At 57.8% G+C, this 23139-nt stretch carries 19 protein-coding genes, 3 tRNA genes, 1 other RNA gene and 1 pseudogene; 12 read left to right on the top strand and 12 right to left on the bottom strand.

Annotated elements, in window-relative coordinates:
• Positions 1 to 59: 59 nt before the first annotated feature.
• The 3 genes from BC380_RS01165 to BC380_RS01035 all read right to left on the bottom strand — a co-directional run bounded on the left by BC380_RS01165 (position 60) and on the right by BC380_RS01035 (position 2795).
• Positions 60 to 1358: a hypothetical protein gene (locus BC380_RS01165; RefSeq protein ID WP_420885278.1), complete on the bottom strand. Its 1299-nt coding sequence runs from the start codon at positions 1356 to 1358 to the stop codon at positions 60 to 62.
• Entirely contained in the window at positions 1343 to 2047 is a 705-nt protein-coding gene (locus BC380_RS01160) for a prephenate dehydratase domain-containing protein (protein ID WP_187148775.1), read from the bottom strand. Before BC380_RS01160 ends, BC380_RS01165 begins: the two co-directional genes overlap by 16 nt.
• 295 nt (positions 2048 to 2342) lie before the next feature.
• Entirely contained in the window at positions 2343 to 2795 is a 453-nt protein-coding gene (locus BC380_RS01035) for a DUF2059 domain-containing protein (protein ID WP_187148774.1), read from the bottom strand.
• A 461-nt stretch (positions 2796 to 3256) separates the two neighbouring features.
• On the opposite strand from BC380_RS01035, the gene ssrA reads away from it, so the two are divergent.
• Positions 3257 to 3518: a transfer-messenger RNA gene (gene ssrA / locus BC380_RS00305) on the top strand.
• 3 nt (positions 3519 to 3521) lie between these two features.
• A tRNA-Cys gene (locus tag BC380_RS00300) sits at positions 3522 to 3594 on the top strand.
• Between the two features lie 175 nt (positions 3595 to 3769).
• Here BC380_RS00300 and argG read toward each other — a convergent pair.
• The gene (gene argG / locus BC380_RS01155) at positions 3770 to 5086 is read right to left on the bottom strand and encodes an argininosuccinate synthase (protein ID WP_075047650.1); all 1317 of its coding nucleotides are present in this window, start codon (positions 5084 to 5086) and stop codon (positions 3770 to 3772) included.
• 237 nt (positions 5087 to 5323) lie between these two features.
• Between argG and BC380_RS00290 the strand changes: the two genes are divergently transcribed.
• Positions 5324 to 5926 carry an ATP-dependent Clp protease proteolytic subunit gene (locus BC380_RS00290; protein WP_245634862.1) on the top strand — a complete coding sequence of 201 codons (603 nt, stop codon included), beginning with the start codon at positions 5324 to 5326 and terminating at the stop codon, positions 5924 to 5926.
• Positions 5927 to 5928: 2 nt separating this feature from the next.
• Positions 5929 to 7137, top strand: coding sequence for an ATP-dependent Clp protease ATP-binding subunit ClpX (gene clpX, locus BC380_RS00285; RefSeq protein WP_075047649.1), 1209 nt, complete (start codon positions 5929 to 5931; stop codon positions 7135 to 7137).
• 121 nt (positions 7138 to 7258) lie between these two features.
• Here the strand turns inward: clpX and BC380_RS01150 are convergent, their stop codons facing one another.
• Together BC380_RS01150 and BC380_RS00275 are read right to left on the bottom strand one after the other, a co-directional pair.
• Positions 7259 to 8221 (bottom strand): homoserine kinase, encoded by a 963-nt coding sequence (locus BC380_RS01150; RefSeq protein WP_420885280.1) that lies wholly within the window; start codon positions 8219 to 8221, stop codon positions 7259 to 7261.
• Positions 8221 to 8673, bottom strand: a complete 453-nt coding sequence (locus BC380_RS00275; RefSeq protein WP_245634860.1) for a hypothetical protein — start codon at positions 8671 to 8673, stop codon at positions 8221 to 8223. Before BC380_RS00275 ends, BC380_RS01150 begins: the two co-directional genes overlap by 1 nt.
• Positions 8674 to 8843: 170 nt before the next feature.
• Between BC380_RS00275 and rpsU the strand changes: the two genes are divergently transcribed.
• The 3 genes from rpsU to BC380_RS00260 all read left to right on the top strand — a co-directional run bounded on the left by rpsU (position 8844) and on the right by BC380_RS00260 (position 10357).
• Positions 8844 to 9035 carry a 30S ribosomal protein S21 gene (gene rpsU / locus BC380_RS00270; RefSeq protein ID WP_075047646.1) on the top strand — a complete coding sequence of 64 codons (192 nt, stop codon included), beginning with the start codon at positions 8844 to 8846 and terminating at the stop codon, positions 9033 to 9035.
• A 37-nt stretch (positions 9036 to 9072) separates the two neighbouring features.
• Positions 9073 to 10293 (top strand): sigma-70 family RNA polymerase sigma factor, encoded by a 1221-nt coding sequence (locus tag BC380_RS01145; RefSeq protein ID WP_075047645.1) that lies wholly within the window; start codon positions 9073 to 9075, stop codon positions 10291 to 10293.
• Positions 10284 to 10357 (top strand) — tRNA-Asp (locus tag BC380_RS00260). Before BC380_RS01145 ends, BC380_RS00260 begins: the two co-directional genes overlap by 10 nt.
• Before the next feature lie 714 nt (positions 10358 to 11071).
• Here the strand turns inward: BC380_RS00260 and BC380_RS01140 are convergent.
• The 3 genes from BC380_RS01140 to BC380_RS01135 all read right to left on the bottom strand — a co-directional run bounded on the left by BC380_RS01140 (position 11072) and on the right by BC380_RS01135 (position 12508).
• Positions 11072 to 11344: a 3-isopropylmalate dehydratase small subunit gene (locus tag BC380_RS01140; RefSeq protein WP_420885277.1), complete on the bottom strand. Its 273-nt coding sequence runs from the start codon at positions 11342 to 11344 to the stop codon at positions 11072 to 11074.
• Positions 11345 to 11543: 199 nt separating this feature from the next.
• A complete protein-coding gene (locus BC380_RS01005; RefSeq protein ID WP_187148770.1) occupies positions 11544 to 11951 on the bottom strand; it encodes an aconitase family protein in 408 nt (135 codons plus the stop codon).
• Between the two features lie 338 nt (positions 11952 to 12289).
• The gene (locus tag BC380_RS01135) at positions 12290 to 12508 is read right to left on the bottom strand and encodes an aconitase family protein (protein ID WP_478210199.1); all 219 of its coding nucleotides are present in this window, start codon (positions 12506 to 12508) and stop codon (positions 12290 to 12292) included.
• 381 nt (positions 12509 to 12889) lie between these two features.
• On the opposite strand from BC380_RS01135, the gene BC380_RS00245 reads away from it, so the two are divergent.
• Positions 12890 to 13864, top strand: coding sequence for a malate dehydrogenase (locus BC380_RS00245; protein WP_075047669.1), 975 nt, complete (start codon positions 12890 to 12892; stop codon positions 13862 to 13864).
• A gap of 334 nt (positions 13865 to 14198) precedes the next feature.
• Positions 14199 to 14561, top strand: coding sequence for a dihydrodipicolinate reductase C-terminal domain-containing protein (locus BC380_RS01130; protein ID WP_075047642.1), 363 nt, complete (start codon positions 14199 to 14201; stop codon positions 14559 to 14561).
• Positions 14562 to 15537: 976 nt separating this feature from the next.
• Here BC380_RS01130 and BC380_RS01125 read toward each other — a convergent pair.
• Positions 15538 to 16473 carry a transaldolase family protein gene (locus BC380_RS01125; protein WP_075047639.1) on the bottom strand — a complete coding sequence of 312 codons (936 nt, stop codon included), beginning with the start codon at positions 16471 to 16473 and terminating at the stop codon, positions 15538 to 15540.
• A gap of 2537 nt (positions 16474 to 19010) precedes the next feature.
• Here BC380_RS01125 and BC380_RS00200 point away from each other — a divergent pair.
• The 3 genes and pseudogenes from BC380_RS00200 to BC380_RS01120 all read left to right on the top strand — a co-directional run.
• Positions 19011 to 19970 (top strand): beta clamp domain-containing protein, encoded by a 960-nt coding sequence (locus BC380_RS00200; RefSeq protein WP_187148768.1) that lies wholly within the window; start codon positions 19011 to 19013, stop codon positions 19968 to 19970.
• Between the two features lie 44 nt (positions 19971 to 20014).
• Complete coding sequence (gene rpmH, locus BC380_RS00195) at positions 20015 to 20149, top strand: 50S ribosomal protein L34 (RefSeq protein WP_075047634.1); 135 nt, start codon at positions 20015 to 20017, stop codon at positions 20147 to 20149.
• Between the two features lie 905 nt (positions 20150 to 21054).
• Positions 21055 to 21330, top strand: a pseudogene (locus BC380_RS01120) (hypothetical protein); the annotation flags it as partial.
• 732 nt (positions 21331 to 22062) lie between these two features.
• Here the strand turns inward: BC380_RS01120 and BC380_RS01115 are convergent.
• Both BC380_RS01115 and BC380_RS00170 read right to left on the bottom strand, forming a co-directional pair.
• Complete coding sequence (locus BC380_RS01115; RefSeq protein WP_075047630.1) at positions 22063 to 22662, bottom strand: ribose-phosphate pyrophosphokinase-like domain-containing protein; 600 nt, start codon at positions 22660 to 22662, stop codon at positions 22063 to 22065.
• A gap of 10 nt (positions 22663 to 22672) precedes the next feature.
• Positions 22673 to 22743, bottom strand: a tRNA-OTHER gene (locus tag BC380_RS00170).
• Positions 22744 to 23139: the final 396 nt, after the last annotated feature.

The raw sequence follows: 23139 nt of genomic DNA, 5'->3' as shown, positions 1-23139 counted from the left end.
CGCAGCCAGCTCGGCCTCTGCGAAAATTAACGCAGCGGAAGCAACAGGATGGCGCTGCGCTATGCACCTGCACATTCGTGCAGGTAGTCGGGGTATGTCTTACATACGCACTGCGGCCCGCTGGTGCGTACTACGCAGCCTGCTGCGTGCATAAGGGAGCAGCACATGGCTATCCTATGATCACGGTACGTGCTTACATCCGCCCGACCGTGCCATGGAAGTGCGCATGACAAGCATGCCATGCAGCCCATGCCGCAGTCCGCGGCAACGCCCATCCTCCTCAGTTCCAGGGCCATTGCCAGCACCCTATCCGTTTCCTTGTACCTCCAGCTTAGCACTCCGACAGCATCACTAGCACCGGCTAAGGCTAGCGAGACTGTCAGCGCAGTCATAGCTCCATCCGGCGCAGAGCAGCACAGCAGCCTGGGGGTCGGGGAATGCCGTGCAGCTCGCCACATGGCATTTCCTTCCCTGCACTGCCACATGGCGCACCCCATACTGTACATGGCGTCAGCCATGGTTGCGTCGCTCTGCGACGCATGGTCCGAGCCGCAGAGCATGCGCCACATCCCCATACCCATGCTTCCTAGCGCCGTTGGGTATGATGCGGATGTCATGTCTGTATCGGTGATCCCAGGATACTCGCAGTCCATGGCAGCAGGAACGTGGGCGTAGCGCTTCCACGCATGCCCCTCAGCGCACATGCCGAACAGCCCCATTATATCGACAGTCGAGGCAACGTACATCCTTGACGATGTGAGCCGTCCGCATGCTATTGGAGCATCTTTGTGTGCAATACCATGACTGGCGAGCACAGCAGAAGTGACGAACTGGCTGGACTCGGACATCGGCAGCATGGGGGGCGCGAAGTTCTTCAGAGTGCACGTTGGCCCAATCGCAGTAGGCATCGAGCCTTGGCGTGCCAAGTGCACCACCTTAGCCCCAAGCGATGCAAGGCCCACGGTGAGCGCGAGCGCAGGCCTCCTGTGCATCCTGGGATCCCCATGCACCAGCGCATGGCGCGGTTTTCTGCATGCGCAAGCGCACACCAGCCTAGCTGTCGTGCCTGAGTTCCCAACGTATAGTTCTGCGACAAGTAGCCCAAGCCGGAATTTATCTGGGCCAAGGCGTAGAGAGCGTCCATGCTGCTCCGCGAGAATGCCGAAGGAGCGGGCAGCGTTGAGTAGAACTGCTGTGTCGTCGGAGTGCAGCGTGCGGCCGCTGAGCTGGGTTGCTTTGAGTGAGACAAATGCACAGGCAACCTCCCTGTTCGAGGCGCTCTTTGACGTAGGCACGTGCGTGTATCCGCGCCTGTGCCTCCTGATCCTAACATGTGCCGACCTCACTTGCCGTGGCATCCAGCTTGCGCCGGGGACTGGCGCAGCGCGCTGCGTGCGGCGAAAGCCGCACCTCCTCTGGCTGCTTCGATTACCAGCGCGCAGTGCGATGTGCTGCTGTGCCTTAGGGCTATGAGTAGCCACGCTGCGCCGTGGCGCACACCGCAGCACCTGGAATCTAGCGACCATGCCACAACGCGTGCTCCGATCACGGAGCGCGCTGCTCCGCAGCGCGCGCAGACCGCAAAGGAGGTCCTGTTCATTTCGCTGCTGTGTGCAGGCGCTGCGCCATGCCTCCCCATAGCATGAGCCAGTGCCGGGGTAGTTATGGCACACGCGCCTTGTGCTGCTGCAGCTATGGCTGGCGCTTCTGAGGCGCTACGCGCTACTGAGGCAACCATGCTGCTATCGCAAAACCACGATGAACACTGCCATAGGGCATGTTTTTGGGCCACGGCAGTATGCGCAACGAGCCTGCAGGAGCCTGGCGCATGCTTTACTGCCACAGAGCACAGCGCAGCAAGCAGCCCCCTTAGGACGCTGCACACCCGTAGTGCAGCGCTTACTGCACCGCTCAGCGTGTTATACACTGGAAGTATAGCACAGCCAGCTCTACATGCCATCGAGCATGCTTCTCCGAAGGATGCGAACTGCACGCGCTGCGACTTGCGCAGCGCCATAATGGCAGCCCGTTCGCTGTGTGTGCGCATGGGGCCTAGGTGCAGTGCAAGGCACTCTGGCTCTACGGACCTTGCACTCATCATTAGGCAGCGCCACAGACTTAGCGGGGCAGGAGCTATGCGCCTACCTCCATACACATTCCAGCGTTCTACTACCTCCCGTGCCACTGTGCGCTCGCGCTCTGCGTCGTAGGACCGAATTCCGGCAGCCCTCTTCATGTCGCCTATCCTGGACGCAACGCCTAGCCTAGCTCTTGCTGCGCAGGCAGACAGTACATCATGTCCACTTATGAATTGCCGTAGCTCTGTGTAGAAGCTGGGCATCTTAGCCTATGACGCCCAGCATGTCTATGGCCTCAGCGCGTATGCTCCTGTAAAGGCTGCGCATGTTCGCAAGCGTGCACCTCTTGACTAGCCTGTCGAAAACATCTAGTCCAACCAGGCGCCTATGCTTAAGGTATTTGGCACCTGCCGTGCTATTGTAGAATTCCGTAATGTCCCGCAGCTCGGTGGTTGTATAATACCGGGAGTACGCCATACAAAGTTCATGTATGACAGCGTTCCAGAACCCTCTCCCCGCAAAGGGTGCGTATGCAGCCTTATGCACATCACTGTCCACGCACCTTCGCATCCACATTAACACTCTGGCGCGCTGTGATGGTGTTAGGTTGCGGTTTCCCAGGATATTGCTCTCAACTAGGGGTATCAGCTGCTCGGTTCGCCTGTATACGTTCCGAACGAGGTTGGATATCATCGCCGGCACGCACTCTGCGACCATTAGCTCACCAATGGCTTCTAGCTTCCGAGGTGGTATCGGACCATCCCTCCGAGCAAATGCTGGGAGGTCTCGGCTTATTAGTGTGGCGAACCAGTCGCCACCAGACTCAACAGAACAGCAGGCTAGGCCAGCTTTGCTGTTGGCCTTGCTGCCTCTACATCTTGCAACGGGCGGCAGCGACTCTAGCTGCAGCATTTGGCGTATGTGCATCCTCTGCACAAGCAACCTGGCGCATAGCGCCAGCGCCTTGCCAGTAGCTCGGTGCGCAGGATCGCCTGACATTTCACGCAAAAAGGCTGCCAGTAATCTCAGGACTTTCATGGTTTTTCATCGACCCCCCCATTGATTGGTTCGTGGTATAAGACGAAGGCACGGCAATTGCCGTGCCTTCGCAAACTCATCTGCGCCAAGTGATTTTAATGGCGCAAAGCTCAGCGCCGAGCACTGTCGTGCGCTGATGCGGGGATGACAGGATTCGACACGGGGCAAGGGATGGGGTGTCATGCCGAGCGCCCCACGTTAAGGGCACGAAAGGTGCACCAAGTAAAAGGTTCGCCATGGTGACTAACGACAGCAAGTTCGCGTTGGTCGGAAGAGCAGCGGTATAGTGCGAAGGTACACTGAAGGACTAGGCTGACGGGTCATAGTGCGATTGTAAACAAAGCATGTGTGCACCCCACACCTCCCCGCTGGACGTGGGTGAAATGCCCACCATCTCCACTTTATGCGACTGTAGCTCAGTTGGAAGAGCACCTAGGTACAGACTAGGAGGCCGTGGGTTAAAATCCTGCCAGTCGTTAGTGTAGTGCCCCTGGTGCGTCTGGCGTAACAAGCTAGCAGCAGTGCCCGAACAAAAGCGTTACGGCGCGCAGTGGATGCCCGGAGCGCCGTGAGGTAAAGGTGGCAGAGCTGTCTATTGCGCAAAACTCGAAGCTTGGTTACCATAGCCGTTGGCTCTCATCCACCATTTCAGCCTATGCGAGGGGCATAGTGGGCACACCTGTGCAAGTTAGCTCCAGGATTCCCAGGAGCCCATATCTTACCACTGTGCATGCGTTTACGCAGGCTCCGTGGTCAGCCACGTTGAGCTGCCCTGCCCTATCCCATGGTCGTAGCGACGGAGTTGCGCCGTCCATGGTAGCAACGTCAGAAGCATAGGCCAGGGCTATTGAGAACGTGTCCACAGGAATGTGTGGAGCCTCCCTGCGTAGCGTCAGCGTAACGTCCCCTGTTGCGAAGCGTGCGATCCAGCGCTCCATGGAGTCTCGTAGCATCATGGCAGAAGGGCTAAACCACCTGCCGGCGTATAAGTAACGCCCCAGGCACGAACCGCAGCGCCTGTAGTAGGCTATGGCGCGAGCGTCATGCGCGCATGTTAGCAGCCTCTCGTACGCGGCGTAGAGGATGGTCAACCCTGGCGCCTCGTACACGCCCCTGCTCTTGAAGCACAGGATCCTATCCTCTACCTGGTCGCTCATGCCGATGCAGTACGATCCACCTAGGCGGTTTAGGTCCTGTAGCAGCTCAGCAGTGCTAGCATAGGGCTTGCCATCAAGTCCTATAGGCCATCCCTCGTTTAGCGTTAGCGTCAGGCGCCTGGTGCGCGGTACTGTGCCCTTACGGCTTGGTGTGCTCGGCCTTACGTCGCACGGGCCCGAGTCTAGCCTCTCAATGGTCTTGCCCTCGTAGCTGATGCCGAGGAGGCTTGCGTCCATTGAGTATGGGAGCGCCTGACGTACGCCCCAGGCCAGCCCGCACGACGATACGAAACCCTCGAGCATGTCCCTGCTTCCCATGGATCCGACGAAGCCAGTGTCGAGCCAAGGCTTGTAGACCCTAAGTCCAGGGTGCCACAGTGAGCTGTAGATGTGAAAGCGCTGTATGTCGTTGCCTTTATGAGTACTTCCATCGCACCAAATGTGGATGCCATCATGCTCCATGCGCGCAGATATGGCAACCCCTATGATGGCGCGGCTTATGGGTGTGGTGTTGAGGTAGTAAGAGCCTGCGGTGCTAATATGAAAGGCGCCGCAGCGCACTGCATTTACTCCGGCGCAAGCAAGGTGCTCCCTGCAGTCTACCAGCACTGACCTCTCTGCTCCGAATGGGATGGCCCTTTCTGCCATGCAGTTTAGGTCTGGTTCGTCAGGTTGGCCTGTATCTGCCAAGTAAGCATATGGCACAGCGCCCTCGCGCCTTATCCAGCACAAGGTGGCGCAGGTATCCAGCCCGCCTGAGAATGCCACTCCGACCCTTTCACCCCTGGGGACCTTGCTTATGATCCTGGCCATTCCTACGATGCAGCGCCGTAAGTTCCAATATAGCTTCGCTTGGTTATGCGCTCCTCCAGGCAGTGTGTTCGCACGCTTCGACGTAGCAGGGGATTGGTTGTGCTCACATGCAGCTGAAAGTGCGCTGCATTTCGTGCGCTGATGCTAGGTGCTGCGCGCAGCGTAGAGGGCACATGCCGGGCAAGGGTGATGGCGACGCCTTATGGAAGGCAGCCGCGCCCATTACCACCAACGCAAATGGGGCTGGCGATGATTACTAGGTCTATAACCATACCCATAGTTACGGAGAGCACGCGCTCCGGCGAACGGAGCGTCGACATTTTCTCACGCTTACTTAAGGAGAGGATAATCTTTCTCACTGGCGAGATTAACGACAACCTATCCAGCGTAGTGGTTGCTCAGCTCCTTTTACTGGAAAGCGAAGATCCGAGCAGGGACATACACCTGTACATAAACAGCCCAGGTGGGTACATATCGTCCGGCATGTGTATTTATGACACCATGCGGCATGTCAGGCCGTGCGTTTCCACGCTGTGCGTAGGGCGTGCGGCCAGCATGGCTGCCTTTCTACTTGCAGGAGGTGCTCGGGGTAAGCGTTACGCACTGTCTAACTCGCGCATAATGATACACCAGCCCCTGGGCGGCATGCAGGGACAGGCATCGGATTTAGAGATACATGCCCGGGAGATCCTCACGCAGAAGGAGCACCTAAACCAGCTCCTGGCTATAAACACCGGACAGAGCGTGTCCAGGATAACAACTGATACCGATAGGGACTACTTCATGTCGAGCCATGAGGCTAGGGCCTATGGCATAGTGGACTTTGTCCTGGGTGGATAGCAGTGTGCAGCAATGACAGGGCTGTGAGTGCATGCTCGTTCTGTGGTGGCAGGCTTACTCCAGATGGCACTATGCTTGCAAGCAAGGCAGCAACCATATGCTCGGGGTGTATAAAGGCAGGCTGCATCCTAGCGCAAGCTGCTGAGACAAGGATGCGCACGCCGTGCCATCCTCGCCCCGATGCAATCTTGGCTGAGCTGGACCGACATGTTGTTGGGCAGGATAGGATAAAGCGCATCATATCGGTCGCAGTGTACAACCACTACAAGCGCATCGAAGCCTATGGTGGCTGCAATGAGCGCCACGGCATATCAAAGAGCAACATATTGCTGGTAGGCCCAACAGGGGCAGGCAAGACACTCATAGCGCAGACAATGGCCAGGTTTCTAAGGGTGCCCTTCGCGGTCGCCGATGCCACCACCCTAACGGAGGCTGGGTATGTTGGAGAGGATGTAGAGGGCATACTGCTAAGGCTCCTGCACAGTAGTGATTTTGATGTGGACATGGCGCAGAGGGGCATTGTGTACATTGACGAGATCGATAAGATCTCCAGGAAGCAAGGAAGCACCATGGCAACGCGCGACATCTCAGGCGAGGGCGTGCAGCAGGCGCTCCTTAAGATCCTGGACGGCACAGTCGCAGTAGTTCCATGCCTTGGCGGCAAGAGGTTCCCCGATGCAGACTACATACACCTGGACACCACCGACATACTGTTCATATGCGGCGGCTCGTTCGAGGCTGCGACCAGGGCTTCCTCCATGTCCACACCACCGGGCTGCGTAGGCTTCACAAGGCCGATTGCAATGAGAGCGCGAAGGCCCATGACGGCACGAGAGCTCATCAAGCACGGCCTCATACCGGAGCTTGTGGGCAGGCTTCCAGTGGTTGAGGTGCTTCAGGAGCTTACTGAGGACGAACTCGTGAGGATCATGGTAGAGCCTAGCTCCGCGCTACTATGGCAGTACAGTGCGCTACTCGGCCTCGAAAGCGCCTGTCTTGCAATATCTGCATCCGGACTCAGGCGCATAGCGCACAGGGGCATGTTGCTAGGCATAGGAGCACGGGGCCTGAGGGCTATTATGGAGCACTTACTCGTCGACGCCATGTACGAGGTGCCAATTGCCCATGGCAGCACCGATGGCATACTGCTTGACGAGCGCGTCGTCCGTGCTATGAGGGGTCCGTTCATGCTATACCCACGCCCCATATAGCATGCACCTAGGGCGCATGCCTATACACCATCTGGTGCTTAGCGAAGCTGCAGAGCTGCGTCCTTACGCTGCGCAGGTCGATAGTTCTAGACTTTCAGCACACATGGCTCATGTGCCACGCTTATCCACTGGCTCGCAGCATGCGCACGTGCCACGCGGGCCTGAAGGCCCTTGGCTCATGCAGGCTGCGAATGCCTGCGACCCTGTGCCTATAGTAGCCACACAGCCTCGACGTCCAGAACCTTATGGATGCAGCCCTTAGCGCCTCAATTATGCAAGAACGCTCGCGCCTAGCCAGAGGTCGCAGCGTCTGGTAAGCATGGAGAGCAGCCCTTGCCATGTACCAGCGCTCTCGGCCTGCGCCGTGCGCACGCCAAGCCTCGGACAGTATGGCTGCATCCATGACCAGCTGCCCGCAGCCTGCAAAGTGGAAGTCGAAGCACCCGCTTAGCCTCTCCCTGGCAGTACGACTCGGTGCCACCAGTGATACGTTGTCTTGGAAGAGGTCGTAGTGGCACAGACCCCGAGGCAGCCTATCGTACCCCGGCGATAGCACTAGGCGTGCAAGGAGCGACGTCTCGTGCTCGAGCGCATGCTGCGAGCCTAGCGGCGAGTGCACAGCGGCCAGCCTGGCGCTAGCCCGCACCCAGGCCTCTCCATGTAAATGAGGGCAGTAGTACATACACCCAATGCATGCCAAGTGCAACACTCCAAGCGTGCCGGCTGCGCGTGAGGCTGCGGCCTGGCCGGCACGTATCGCAACTCTGCCAACCAGGTTAGCACCTGCTACTAATATCATGCCACCCACTGTTGCGCACAACGGTGCATTCTTGCAACAGCATGGCGCGGGCGTAGGTAGCCCGTTCAGGCACAGCGCATAAGCCAGGCACGCGCTGAAGCTTGGCGCAGCAACCGAGCTAGCTTCTAGCACCGTTGCGACCAGCCGCCGCTCCAAGGTGTGCACGTAGAAGTTGCTGTTCTCGGAGCCCAGCACAGTCCCCCGGATGCTCCTGACACCACCCTGACCGAACTCATGCACGCACCTTCCTATGGCCGAGCGTGGGAGCGCCGTGAACACAGCCATCATGCAGCCTCTGCCATGTACGCCAGGCTGCCGTGCATGGCAAGGTTGGGCTTAATTGCCCGTGCCGCCTTGTCGATGCACTCCCCCATGGCATCGTCGAGCTGAGGTAGCAGCGTAGCGCTGCCGCCTTGCGCGCCAATGCCTCCAATGACGCGCGTCGTGTATCCTGAGGCAACAATAGCAGCCATTGCCCATCCTATCGCTGCAACGTGCGCCGCTGTATGATCTACAGCACTGCACCTGCGTTTTAGCAGTGACGATAGCGCTAGCGCTCGGCTAAGGCTTAACTCCACTGCTGCCCCAAGGCCTGGGCTCACGGTGCAAGCAGCTGATGTTATTGAAGTCTGCACGAGCACGCTGAAGCAAACCGCAGTGGATTGCCTGCTGTTTGCTTGGTGAAGGTGGGACTGGGCGGCAAGCTCTGGCACAACGCAGCCATGGCGCAGTGGCATGGAGCTATGGCGTGAGGACGAGCTAGACACCAGCCCTAGCTGCGAGTCGCGGAACGTCATGCACGAGTCGTAGAATGACCTCTCCACGCCCAGCGTCAGCAGCTTAAGAACGACTGCACCGCAGGCCTATGGTGCAGGCGTGGTGCGCAAACAATCATTAGGTTATATGAATGAGCACAGTAGTTGTTAGAGACACTGAGCCGTTCGAGGCTGCGCTAAGGCGGTTCAGGCGCTTGGCCGAGAGGAGCGGAATGCAGTCTGAGCTACGGCGCAGGGCGGCTTACGAAAAGCCAACCGCAAGGAGAAAGAGGAAGCTCGCTGCGGCGATCAAGAGGAGCATTAGGCGGCGCTCTGCGCGATAGCCCAGCCAGGCTTCCTGTACCCAGCCCTGCGTGCATCATGGCACGCAGGGCGCATAGCGCGCCACGCCCCACCTGCGCGCGGAGGCCATGTTCACCGTCGGTCCTGAGAGGCCTTACGACGTGCGCGCTCCGCGTGGCCCTTGCGCATCCAGGGTCCGTGCTGCTAGCATTGCGCGCTTCGGCATACGCCGTGGCTCGGGGAAGTTCAAGCGCACACTATTGCATTGAAGGCCTCAGCGCAGGCACAGTGCGACCAGAGCTGTACTGCCCTGCACCTAGGCATGAGCTAGCATGGAGCTCAGTGCTTTCGAGGCTGCGCTGCATAGCCAGCGCTCTGCACGACCGCATTGCGCCACAGGCTTCGGGGATGGGTCAGGCGTGCAGACTTTGGCGCATAGGCTCCCGTATCACCGCTTTCAAGCTAGCCCCACGCGCAGTTGCTATGCTAGAGAGTGCGCTGAGGCCTAAGTACGCCGCGCACTCTCTCACCTGCAACCATTGCTCTGCTGCTACCGTTTGCGCAGTGGTTAACACCATCGGCACCAGGGCCAGATACCTAAAGGACGAGGCAGTCTCGCTGCACATGGAGCTGGTAAGGTGCATAGCCAGAAGGCACGCATCCAGGAGTATGCGACTTGGCGACTTGATCCAGGAGGGGGTTGTGGGGCTAGTGAGGGCGTTAGACAGGTACAGGTGCAAGGGAGGCTGTCAGTTCAAGACATACGCTTCTTGGTGGGTTAGGCAGCACGTCGTGCGCACAGCCCTAGCGCGCCAGTGGAATGGTCGAATCCCACCAGCCCTTTATGGCATGCTTTGCAGAATCAGAATGGTAGCAGCAAGCCTCATTTATCGCAACGGAAATAGGCCCACCCCTTCTCTCGTTGCTCGCGAGCTTGGCATACCTGCACACGATGCATCTAGCGCTCTGCTCGCGCTCTCGGCATACCATGGGGCCCGTTCTATGCATGGTGCCGTGGCTGACCTGGTGGCTTGTATGGGAGAGGTGCACGCCAAGCGCAGAGCGCCTGCTGGAGCGAATGCAAGCGGTGCACGCAACGTAGGAAGCGTAGCAGCAATGACTGTCCGGGAGGCGTCAATCCTGAGGCTGAGGCTTGGTGCATGGGTCGGAGCACGGCTCACGCTAGGCGACATAGGCAGGAGGTTCGGCATAACTAGAGAGCGTGTTAGGCAGATAGAGGCGAGGGTGCTAAAGAGGGCACGCCGGCCAATGTTGCCATCGTGCTGCGCTGGGCTGTAGCTCAGCGGTAGAACGCCTACCCTGTCGTGGTAGCGGCAGTTGGTTCGACCCCAACCAGGCCTAAGCACACTGCGCGCTCCGTGCGATAGCCCGTAGGCCCCATGCGCTCCGTGACGTTGCGCTGCGCTGGCCGTATGGCATTGCGCAGCGGCGTATTGCGGCAACCAAGGTCGATCAAACGAAACGTCATATATGTCGCCATGTAACCTGCGCTCAAGGCGCCCTGCATCTCAGCTTAGCTCGCGCCGTTGTGCGAGTGACGGTTGCGGGGATGCAGGCACTGCTAGCAAGAGCTGGTTAACCCCTCTAGCCAAGGCAGCATGGGCAGTTTTGCCCGCATGTGCCACGTAAACCTTCAGCTAGCGTCCGCCTAAGAAGGATAGCACCCTAAGCGCCGAGCGCATTACCTCCGGCCCTATGCCATCGCCCGTGATCGCGGTAATCCTCATCGCCCTGCCCTTATCAACGCAGCAAGGGTGTACTGATGGGAGTTTTTAGCAGCCTCGTGCTCCAGTATGTCACTGATGTTAGCAAGAATCATGCGCGAGGCGCTTAAACCTCGCGCAAGTGCCATCCGGTAGAACGCCTGCATGCCGAAAGATGACTTCAGCCCTGAGCAGAACACCACCCTGGCGCCTACGAGGTCAACATGGACGCACCGCCTAGCTGCGCAGCCTGATATCAGGGCTGCTCTGACGCAAGATGGCTGCCTAGTGGTATGGTAGGATGCCGTAACTGATGCAGTTCAGGTGGAATATCTCAGCGAAGCTTGATGCCACTATGGCAGCCTACCCGTGCCGTGATAGGCCCACACAGCGTGCTCCCTAGAGCTGCCACACCCGAAGTTTGCGCCTGAGAGCAGCACCGTTCCCTTGCTGCGCCATGGGATGCCCCCCGAACCCTGTTGCACCTCCTCCACTCGTTGAACAGGTACCTCCCCTAGTCCTTCCCTACCTGAGAACGAAAGGAACTGCTTCGGTATTATGACGGCCGTGTCAATGTTGTCTCTCATTAAAGGCATTGCAATGCCCCTATGCTGTGCCTGCCTCATGCTACGACCAAGCGAGGGAGCTTGCATCGCAGACGGATCCAGTAATGGCAGCGCTCGCTGCCGTTGCTGGTCTTGCCACGTGGCGTCCGGCTCATAGGTCCCTTTTCTGCACTCGCAGCTCCGGTTGGACTTTGACACGCAACTCTCACGGTACGCCAGGCTGGTCTGAGTTCATTGCTATACACATTGTTGTCCCAGGCTACCGCCACTCGAAGCCAGCCCTTGTCAGTATGCCACCAACCCCCTCCCTCTCAAGCTGTTCCTTAGATGCCATGGAGCCTGGGACAACAATGTCGCCCCTGATCTTCCTATGCACCCTGCCGCCAAGTCTGCTCACAACCAGCGCTGCCATCCTTATGTCCTCTGCGCGGGTTGTGCACGACCCTATGAAGACGAAGTAGACCCCCAGGCATGCCCCTTGCATGCCTGGCTCGAGTGACATGTAGTCGAGCGAAGCCTCTGCCTCGCTCCTATCCCTGGGGTCGGGTAGGGCTAGGGGGTCTTGCACCCGATCTATAACTGAGGAAGACAGGGTTATCTGTGGCTCGATGCGGATCTGCGAGCATAGCAACCATCCGGCTATGCTGGGCCAGCGCACGACATCCATAGGCATCTTGCATGGCGCGCTCGGCAATGTAGGAGCACACCCCCCTGCCGTGCATGTAGTTTAGCATGGGGTTGTCTGCGCCAGATAGGCTGAACCTGGCGCCTGCTTCATGGACATGTTGCACACTGACATTCTACCCTCTAGCGGCATGCGACCAATTGATCCTCCGCCTAGCTCCATGCAGTAACCTGCACCCGCAGCCTGCTCCTACCATCGACGCCATGTGTAACGCTACGTCCTTGCGCAGCACCCTGGTCTCAGCCGGCCTTCCAGCGAGATGAGCAGGCTTCAATTCCTCTTCTTGCGAATCGACCGTGCTAGGAGGACATTTTGCCACGTCAGACGTTCCTATGCCCTGCGCCAGTGTGCCAAGCGCGCCGTGTGGTGTGGGAGTCCCCGCAAGCCACGCTGCAAGATGGAAGCGTTGCGCCCTGCGAAGGTCCAGCCACGTGCACTATGCCCTGGCGCATGCCGTGCACCGGGGAGGACCTGATGCAGTGCATCTCGCAGATGCTGTGCAGCCTGGCTACATGGCCGCATGGCAATACGCGGCGCATGCGCATTGCGTCCGTAGGAAAGTTGTGGTCCTGCATGGCTATGGAAGACGTGCCGATGGCACGTCCAGCCCCTCCCGGCTAAGTAGGCCAAATGCCTGGGGCGACGTTACCTCGTGTATAAAGTGTTGGTCAATGTACAGGAGGGTTGGCCATCGTCGTACAGCGGATGGTATGCGCGTTCCATAGGCTTGTCATACAGTTTCCACGCTATCATGCCTGCATTCGTGCAGCGACTTTTGGCACACGGCGCGCACCGTAACCATGTCCCGCAGTGCGCATCCAGCTAGCGTCGGGGGGCTTGCGCTGAGCCCCGCCGTGTAGTGTAAAGTTTGCTTAGCAGTAGGCCCGATGCACGCGCATCGGGAGCAGCTCGCCACTGACATGGCACGACGTAGGGTAGTGGCAATCACAGGGGCGGCTGGTAGCATAGGGTACTCCATATCAGCGCACATAGCCAGGGGTGAGCTGTATGGTGATGGCGTGCCTGTGCACATTGTACTAATGGACCTAGAGCCCCACAAGCCTAGGCTTGTGTCCATGCGCATGGAGCTTGAGGACTGTGCTTCGCCGCTCCTTGCGCGCGTAGATGTCACCACTGATCCTAGGGCAGCATTCTGCGATGCAGATGCGGTGTTTATCGTAGGAGCTGCACCAAGGCGCGCAGGAATGGAGCGGCGCGACTTGCTGGCCCGTAACGCCGCAATATTCATGGAGCACGGACAGGCAATGAGGGACGTAGGCAGTTGCGATGCTAAGCTGCTTGTAGTGGGCAACCCTGTTAACACAAACGCCTACGTCTTGGCTAGGTATGCGCCCAACATCCAGCGGGAGAACGTAACTGGGCTACTGAGGCTAGACTACAACAGGGCGCTGCAGTACGTGGCGTCCTGCCACAATGTAAGCCCAAGGCTTGTGGACAGGCTCGCCGTGTGGGGCAATCACTCCACTACCGTTTTCCCCGACCTGAGGAACATTACCGTAGGAGGTTTGCCTGTGCAGCACGACTCTGTGTGCTGCACAGGCCTAGTGTCGCACGTTAGGGCCAGGGGGGCAGAGGTGATAGGCCTTAGGGGCTCCTCTTCCTCCCTCTCAGCTGCAGTGGCTGCAGTCGAGCACATGAGGGACTGGATAAACGGCACGGAGCGTGAGTGGACCGCTATGGCTGTGCCATCAACAGGAGGGTACGGGGTGCCTGACGGCATAGTGTTCGGAGTGCCGGTGCGGTGCATTGGCATGGGATCGTACGATGTGGTCCAGGGCATCGAGTTCGACGGCTCTGCACATGATATGCTGCGCGCTACGATAGCAGAGCTCGTATCGGAGCGCAATGAGGCATCCGGCATTCTATGCGCCTAGGCCAGGCACAGCACAGCCCGTGCGCGCAATACGTACTTCTGTAGCTCGCTGGCTGTGCTGGTCGTATGGGCGCCCTAATCAGGACGATACTTGGGCGGCACTAACATGCCAGGCTAGTGGCACCGCTAGCTATGTCCGGTGAGTGCAGGCGCATGGCGCCTGGGACTTGTGCTATACTCGCACGCCATGCCTCGGCCCGTGCTCTCGGGGCCTCCGATGCAGTGGTGGACTTCAGCCGCCCACGGTGCACTATGCTATACCTGCGGTGCGACTGAAGCACTACGCAGTAGCATGGTCATAGGCACTACGGGGCTTTGCCCGTGCTCGGCCTCATATGCACAAACTGCGCACAAAGAAGAATCCTTATGTCAGCAAAACACTAGCCTTGGTGTTACGCTATTTAGCATGCGAGTATGCAGCAAGGCTATACGCAGGCTACGACTTCGGGATTGTCGAGGTGCACACAGTCACAAGCACAAGCGGTACGTTCCATCCGGCACTGCGATTGCCGCTCCGACATTGCGTTGCATCCACGCAACATGGGGTCAGCGTATTCTCATTACGCTGGGGCGGCGTAGTAGGAGACCATGCCGTCTTTATGATGGGAGATGACGTGGTTGTTATAGAGCACAGGTCAACTACTCTACTTCACTTCGCAACAGGTGCTGTCGAAGGTGCGTGTGACTGTGCTCTATAGGCAATGGGCTGTACGATATGCAAGGGGGGGCTAGGGCCGTTCTACCGCGCCTTAGTGCCAACGGCACTACGGTTGGAGCTGCAACCAGCCAGAACGTACTGCGTTGCAGACATAGTATCTCGGCACCTGCAATGCAGTACGCATTGCTCGCATAGGCATTGCGCATGCTTATTGGGATGCATGCAAACATTTCGCCATTGCTGCCGCCCACGGCAGCCTGCGCAATGCCTAGGGCTGCTCTTCACTGCAAAACACACAGGCGCCCTGGCTCGTACAATTACCGGCGCAATGACACTAACACAAGCTGCGCGCAGCGGGAATGGTACATCAACAAGAGTGTAGCTCCATGCCCAGCCTGGATTGCAGGAAACGTAAGGCCAAAGCATGCACGCACACCGCCTGTTGGAGTGCGCAGGCGGCATGGGCTGCAGACGCAGGGCGTGCGCCGTGTTGCGCTGCATGTTAGCCTGCTGCAGGTGCCAATGGCACGCATTCTGTATTTTGCCTTGTAATATGCGCCTCAGCATTGCAAGGGTTCTGGATGGCATGCTCCCTGTAGCACCGCCTGGCCTGTATAGGGTCGCGCTTCTAAGGTGTGCTAGCGCAGAGCAATGCAAGGAAATATGGGGGATGGTAAAGATGCCGCAGTGCGCCATAGTGCCAGCTAGCTGTATGCCATGGTAGCCAGCGTAAGCAGCTTTGCCCAGTGCACCATTGCTATAACACAAGCATCCCGTGTGGCATTACTTGGTAGTGCTGGAAGTGCAAGCTCGCTTAGGCTTGCTGCCATTCTCACAGTGAAGGTGGGCGCTTTAAGAAGGGCTCTATTTATGCTCAGGGCATCGCTGTACGTGCTGCATGCTATGGCGCTAGCAGAGCTAAGTAGTAACAGCAAAGCAGGCTTCCATGCCTGCATTGAATTGCAAGCATCGCTGCAGCTAGGGCTTAGCTTGCCCGCAATAGCGAGTGTGGGGCGCTATGGCAGGCGTCTCGCTATGAGCAGCTCTAGCTGCGTTTCGTTGCAGGCAAACGCCTCGATGCCGTGCTTTAGCTCTAGCCATGCCGTGCAGTTCTGCACTAAAGCATGTGCGAAGCTATGCTCGTCGCGCGGAGTAGGGCAGTGCTGCATAGCTTCGCTGAATTGCGGGCATGGCTTAGGCATGGCAGAAGCGCGCAGAGCAGCAAGCCTAAGCATGATGTGCTCGCCTACTGTGACCATACCACACGCTGAAGCCATAATGACCTGCTGCTCGCACCTGAAACTTGCAGCCATGACCCTTGTTGCATGTCCTTCCTGCCTAAGCCGTGAGTAGATTCTGAGAGCGAGAGCAACGCCCTGGTCTTGAGTTGCAGAACGACCCTGCATGGCTGGCATTAGATCAGAGATCCGACCAACGAATGGAGATATTAGGAAGGCACCGTTTCGAGCACAAACCAGTGCCTGTAGCATGGAGAAAACGAGAGTCATGTTGCACTGTATGCCTTCCGCACGGAGGGCAGCGGCAGCTTGCACTCCCTGCCAAGTTGCAGGGATTTTTACTAAGATTCGGTCGCGAACGTCTGTTCGCCTGCACAGTTGCACAATGCGCCTAGCGTGAGCAAGGCTAGCGTCCACGTTAAAAGCACAGCTAGCATCGATTTCAACAGATACCATACCTGGTATTCTGTCGAGCATTTCGGTGCAGAACCGAAGTTTAATATGGTCAGCAATGTTGCGGTAGCCTTCGTTTCTATGTAGGCTAATTGTATCGTTGACTAGCTCGTTGTACTCCGAATTCTTGCATGCGCTAAGGATGAGAGAAGGGTTAGTTGTGGCGTGTGTTGGCCTGAACCTGAGCGCTTCGAGGAATCGAGCGCTGTCAAGGGACAATTCAGAATGGTGGGATAGGAATTGCAGGGCGCTGCTGACCATATTAACTCCATGGTTAATGGTGGATTTTGCTCCACAGCGCCCATTGCGCCGTTAGGAGCTCGCTAGCAAGGAAGCAAATGTCGGAGTCAGAGGGTGGGGTAGAAGAAAAGCTGTCATGCCATACGGCATGCACTGTCACATTTTGGACTTGTGGTGCAATGAGGTAAGGCAGCATTACCTGATGGGAGCATATAGGGTACTACAGCTCAGATCAGCCACATGAAGCGGCGACCTGACATGCCGTGTCGAGTGTTATGTTAGCATAGTGCACCAAATGCTGTCAGCGCATAGACCATTGCGTTGGCTGTCCCAGTTCTTTCTGGTTTCGGCAGCGGTCATAGAAGACATCATGTGTGTCTTTGTGGAGTACTGATGCGGGCATGGTGCGAGAACTGTGCACATAGTCAGGAGTACAGTCTGCCGGTCGTTGCGCTAGAGGTCTATCCGTAGCCTGGCATCCATAGCACTCGTAGGGTGTGCTCCAACCTAGACCTAAAGGTGGCAGACTGCTTAGCTTCAGGTGCGAGGGCAGACCTCGTAATCGTAGGTACCTGACGTACAACCTCTCGTGTAGAATAATGAGAAACCCCAACGCGCAGCATGCTGGAGGATGTACCTTCATGGTATAAGACGAGCAAGGCGCAGTCCACGCTGGCTCAACCGGGGGGAGCTAGACTGCGCCAAGGCAATTGCACTGTGCACACAGTGCAACTGCATGCCTAGTGACTGCGCAGCAAAGCAGCTAACCACCAGCATTGCTCGGGCGCAGCGCATGAACAGGCCTCTGTGGCACCTGCATTGCTATCACCTATACCGAATGCCTCGATAGAGGAGCACAGTACTTACTACGCACTATTACTTCAACTCTGGCTCACGGCCATTGGCCTAAGGCGCGCAGACTGGAGTGGCTGGGGATGTGCATGCGCATTCTGTACCAGCGTGCTGGTAAGCGAAGAACTATGCCGGTTTCGCACTACATGACGGGCAGCATGCTATTGCCCATCGTCGTGCTGCTGCGTCGCTTCTACAGGGCACTAGGGAAGGCGTGCTTGCATACTGCGGGCGGCGGATGCTATGGGTGAGCCGGCGAGTTATTGAGCTTAGCTCGCCGCAATGGACAGCTCTGTGTGCGTCATTCCTTTGCACAGGTTGACCGCGGGGAGCTGCAGCATACCACCAGGGTATTGACGTGCAGTATGGTGGCTCAGGAAGAGCATGCCAAGCATGGCACACTGCATCCTTGGCCGCAGGCTTCGGCTACATGTCCGAAACAATGCTCTGTGCGTCTATTACAGACGCATGCACCATGTTGGACAGGCACCTTAGCGCGAGTGCTAAGGTGCTTTAGCGCCATCATTGCGTCTAGCGTGTGGAACAACCAGCATGCAATCTGCACCCGCTAGTACGCCGGTAGACTAGCGCCGTAGCATGCAACTTAGCGCTCATCTACCTGGATAGCCCTCAGGAGCCTCCTTATTCCGCTGTTGTTGCTGTCGTCGGGGTGTACAATGACATCGCGAGCTACGGCGCTAGGAAAAAAAGTAGCTCTCGATGTAAGTGATTGGTCTGCGCAATTGGGTGCACGCAAGTGCTGGCAAGAACATTTTGGCGCTATCGAGGCAGGACCATAATCGACGATGGAAGGTTCGCAGGTTACGCAGCCCCCTACTGCTGAAGCACGTTAGAGGGTATACTCCAGAATCACTTGCCCATGCCTACAGCAGTAAGCACAACGCTTGGGGTGGCTCCTACTGAGAGCCTTACGCAGCTGCAGCGATTATATTGTGCTGGGAATCGGCGACTTCTTGTGCATGTGCCACCAACGGCCTTGCTGGCCGTCCTGCAATTCGGCACACTCTTCGCTGATGCGCATATAAACGTCAGGAGTTGGTATGTACCTGCGCCGCCATGTCCCTCGTCGCCAGCACAGCGTAAACTCGCGCTCACAGAATGTGCACCCCTATAGCGCCGTGTAGTTGTGCGCTGTACGTAGTACGTCATGCCATGGTACCGCGCACCTGTCGAAGGAGTCAGTGCGATCACGGATACTGAGGCTGGCTGCAAACGCCGTGCACAGCACGACCATTGCCCCGGCTGTTCGTATGTCAGGTGCGCGGTACGAAAGCGCGTTAGCCGGCCGATTGGAGTAAAGATGAACGGCGTTAAGGTAGCGCGAGGCAGTTATGCCAACGATGCTAACATTGGCACGCGCCTTGTCGCAATGCGTGAACACATCAATGGCAAGCATTCTGACGCGTGTGCTGCATGTGCGGTGCGGGTTTGTACAGCCACACGGGCAAGGCAACGGCCCTACCAGTGCCTGGTACATTGCTGAGAAGTAACAACAACACACCCGAGGGGGGATGGATAGCGCGCGGGCGTTTTTGATAGCACCAGGACATAGTTTAAACAGTTTGTTGCAGCACGTGCTTGGCGTACGGCCGCGTGGCTCCTTGGACGGAACGTGCACTGTTTGCGTGTCTAAGCGTGGCGCAGTTGTGTACTTCACAACCCATGGCGCTTGCATGCAAGTTAGCATGGGCATCTATGGCCACACACTTACTACCATTGACCCTGCGGTGGTTCAGCTGAGGCTGCTGGTTGAGGTAGTAAGGTCAGTTAGTACAAAGTACCTGTCCCTCGTTGCAAGAGATGGGTACATTACCGTGTTCACCGGAGATGCGTGCTTTCACATCAGGACTTCGGTGCCTGATGTGCACTGCGACCTTGCGCCATGCTCGCGCCTTGCGCACGTTGCATCTTTGGCAGTGATGGATCTCAGGGCGATCCTCCTGGCTGCATGCCAGCCAATTAGCTGGAGCGATTTCGGCAGCGAGCCTCCCGATGTGCACCTGTCGATAAGCAGAGGGCTGGCGCTATGCGCCTCGTTCGATGGTTCTAGGATGTCATGCGCTGCTGCGCCATGCAGGGACGGCGGCGGGAGCAACGAGAGCGCTGTGGTGCCAGTATACACCGCGCGCTCGGTAGCTAGGCTGTTAGGACACTGCGGCATTGCGCGCTTTTACAGGCTGGGCGGCGTTCTGGGCATCGCTTTCGGCCAGACGGAGGTTGCATGCAGGCTGTCCGATGCCAATTCAATGGATGCTGGCTTCGTCTTAGCGCGCAGGTACGTTTACGCTTTCTGCCTAGGCCGCCTCAGGCTGGAGTCCATCCTGAGGCGTGCGACTATACTCATGGAGGATAGAATAAGGGACCTCAGCATACTGGTTGCGCCAGGGTTACTTCTGGTCAGGGCGGCAAACACTGTGCGTGAGAAGATGGAGGAGGTAATCGTTCCGGCAGGACTGAACTACGGCATGCTTGGATCGGAGCTAATGTTCAACGCTGACACGTTGCGGGATGTTCTCACCGACGCTTGCCCGTACCTGGTTAGCTTTTACGTGGGCACGGATAGGCTGAGCGTAATGCTAGCTGGGCACTCTGCCCCCGTGTCCCACCGTCACGTCCTGCCCCTTGTGCGCACCTGCTTCGACTAGCGCAACGATCGAAGCAGCGCCCTCCTACCTGAAGTCATGGCAGCATGGGCATTACATACCACCCGTCTAAGGTTAGGCGTAAGCGTAAACTAGGCTTCATGGCAAGGATGGGGTCAAGGACAGGGCGTTGCATAGTGATGCGCCGAATCCGGAAGGGGCGAGCCAGGCTTGCGGCATAGGACAACTGCGCTGCTACGTAGCAGTTGTCGGTGCAGCCTGCGCACTGCGCGGCGAGCGGGCTCAGTATGTCACCATTGCCTATTGCTGTGAGCGGCGGGGCGTAGTTGTGCACAAGCGACACGTGCGCTGCGCTTGTGCAAGGAACCGCATACGGCGCACGGCAGCATGGCTTCTAAGGGCAAACCTGGGCGCTGCTCAAGCGAGCTGCGTGCTGTGCCGCGCAGCGCAGTGCATAGCGCTAGCTAGTGGCGCGGGTCTTTTAATTGAGCTGGCATTGGACATCAGGGAGCGCATGCTGCGCTCCAGGCGTGCATCGCTTTCGGCCATGATAAGCAGACCCATCCGCAGCGCATGCTGATGGGTCTCGTTGTCATAGGAGCTGAGGCGACGTGCACGATGCTGGTATGGTTGGCCCCATTACGCTCCACCTATTCAGCCTGAGCACAATGGTCCCAGGGTTGTCTACTGGTTAGGGTTCACGGCATGCAAGATCATGCCGCTCGCAAGGCCTGGCGATTCTATTCAGGCGCCGTGCTCGTAACCTGAGAGTCCATTGTGGAGTTCCAAGGATCGGAATACCGGTACAGGGTGGGCGTTAGGTGCATGCTACGCGTTGGGGAGGCCGTCGGAGCAAGAAGAGCCGAGGCTGGTGAGTTTACGCTCATAGCTCTGCGAAACGGCAAGATGGACGCACTGCAATCAGACTCGGTCATGGGGCTGAGATTGTTGTTGGCAGCATAAGGAGCATGCTCTCTGAGATGCACGGCATAGCGAACGCATGGTGCAGAGCGCCAACGCAAGGGGTGCCGGGCATTGATGGGTGTACGCCCTGGCGTGGCTGCCTCCTTTGCGATCGCAGTGAGGTTTGCCATAATAGAGGGGGGCTACCGCAGAGGATGGCGCTGTAGTGCTAGTTGGCGCGCCCAACGTAGGCAAGTCTGAGCTGATGAACGCTATGGGTGTTGCGCTCTGCTTCCTTGGCATCGCATGTAGCCTGGACAACGCTCGATCCGGGCAAGCATGCACGCCTTTGGCGCGATGGTCAGGGCTGGGCGCAAACTGCTGGCCAGCATGGGGCGCTTGGGCACGTGGACGAGCTAAGCGTCGGCAGGGCTGTTGGCATAACAGGCGCGCTCTGCACCCCAGGTGGTTGCCTCGTGCGCCTACTGGGTATTGGTAATTGGTCGCGTGGTGCCCAAGGTTGACTTGGGGTTCGCATGAGCATACTAGCCACGTGCGCTGTACGTCTCAGCACAGGGAGTGGGGAATAAGGCGCATTGCCAGGCCATTGCAGCGCAGCGCTCGGAGGCCTAGCGTGCGCTGCACGCTAGGCGGGCATGAGGTCCTTTCCTGGTGTGTGATGTGGTTAGATCGTGCGCCGTATGCTGGCTTGTACTGAACGTGCACAGATATAGCAACCTGAGGCTGGCCGAGGTTCAGCGCAGGGTTGGCTGCATGCTCGGCATGGGGGCGGTAGATTCGAGCTTCGCTGCATGTTCTAAAGGTTCGGCGTGGGGAAGTAGGGCTATGGGCTATGAGTCACAGGTCTGCGCGCAGGGTGAGCCTATCGGCCAACGCGCTGCAGCACTGCCCTCGCTGCGCGTCTCGCTATAGGCCAGAGGCATTGCAGGCGGGTCGATGGCTATCAGGTCAAGGCATAGCAGGCACGAGCTAACGCAGTGCCTGCGGATGGACTCTACGTGCACAAGGATATCGTGCCTGCGTAGAGATAGCGCAGCATGCGCTGACGATCTGTCTAGTGCGCTGCGCACCATGTCTTGTGCCTCTGTATCCCTTATGGCCACCGCAAAGGTGGCTCCGTAAATACTCAGCCTGCACGGCGTGTACCCTTGGCGTCTGCCCCTTCTTGAGGGCACGGTGCCGATACGCGCACGATCTATGGCTACGTACGTTAACACGTCAGCCTGAATGGTAAGCGAGCTCCTATGGCGCTTGCTTTTACGCAGGCTGAGGCAAGTACCCTAGCACTTGGGCCTAGGTCGCGCGGTTCGTGGTGGTTTGTGTCAGTTACTACACCCATTGCAAAACCTGCGTCTGGTGATACTCTTGCTATGCTGCGTGTGCCCCCTGGCGATAGCAGGTACGAGGCATGACGCATGCTCAGGGGCTGTGTGGGCACATCGAAGAAGTGCCTATTGCTTGAGTGGAGGTCCATTGCCACTATGGAGCGTGATAGCACTGACGCAATGCACCTTGTTGATAGCGTAGCCCTGGTTCCTTGTGCATGCTTTTTCTGCCTGCCATAAGCTAAGTAGGGCAGCACTAGCGTCACGCTAGAAGCCAGCGCCAGGATTAGCTCGATGCTATTTACTGGGCTACACAGGGTGTTCAGCAGGTGCACATCTTCGTGGCGCACTTTTTTCGCTATGTCGATGTAGCTCTCTACGTCAGCATAGCGCCCACACTCCATAAGGCCGACCCTGATGCCGCAATGGCGAGATATCCTGCGCTCTAGTCCTATGGTACCTGTTCTTGGCAGCAATGTTGGCATCTTATGCAGTCAGGGGAAGAAGGATTTGAACCTTCGTTATCCGGTAGCTCCGGAGCCTTTGACCCGCTTAGCTATTCCCCTACTCAATTTGGTGCGTTTATTTGGGGAGTTTGGTTCTCACCAAGTTGTTTGCGCTAACCAGTGCCACAGCTGCGATGGTCGCCTGCTACAGATGCGTTGCTGAGGGCCATGCGATGAGAGCAATGCCTGCTGTTGGCATAGCGGCGCCTCAGGTCAACGTGCGCTAGAGCAAGCTGTGGTGGTGTGACATGGCATGACATAGACTAACAAAGGTAGACTGGGTAGCTCAGCGGTAAGAGCTGCGGACTGAAAATAAGCCGGGCGGCTGGTGAGCTTTCCATCCCAGCAACAGCGCTACTTGGCCTAAGCCCATATCTTGCTGCGCTCCATGCCATTGCATCCCGTCCTAGCTAGCGCTGAGCCGGCTCTCTGTGGCGGCTCGCTGAGGCATGGCTT

Source organism: Candidatus Tremblayella princeps (assembly GCF_900080145.1).
The sequence above is the reverse complement of the archived record's forward strand: the minus strand, read 5'-3'. Positions and strand labels throughout refer to the sequence as shown.